This is a genomic window from Paenarthrobacter sp. PPS72 (assembly GCF_048537125.1).
Lineage (GTDB): Bacteria > Actinomycetota > Actinomycetes > Actinomycetales > Micrococcaceae > Arthrobacter > Arthrobacter nitroguajacolicus_E.
Genome location: NZ_JBLYIE010000090.1, coordinates 796 through 1,086, shown reverse-complemented (window position 1 = coordinate 1,086; position 291 = coordinate 796). Strand labels below are relative to the sequence as shown.

General features: G+C 58.8%; 1 pseudogene. It reads left to right on the top strand.

Annotated elements, in window-relative coordinates:
- Nucleotides 1-149: 149 nt before the first annotated feature.
- Nucleotides 150-291 (top strand): annotated as a pseudogene (locus ACLRGI_RS23195) (IS1380 family transposase); the annotation flags it as partial.

Here is a 291-nt window from a genome sequence, read left to right as displayed (position 1 = left end):
TTGGCGTGCACGGGTGGACCGCACCGTCTAACCCGGGGTTTTCATGGGTTCGGCGCTGGACGGTGTGTTTAAAGGCGAAAGGGTGCTCTGAACTGGGAAAATAGTGGTGTCTAAGCCAATAATCCCGGTCGTGAAGGAGCACCCTTTCGATGCAAAAGTCTACCTTCGTTTTCCCGCCCCTGCCGGTCAGTTTCACCGGCCAGTCGCTGATCTCCCATGCCGGGGTTTCGGTGCTCACCGGCTTCATGGACGCGCTGGGTTTTGGCATGCTGTGTGAGGACAGGCTCGGCC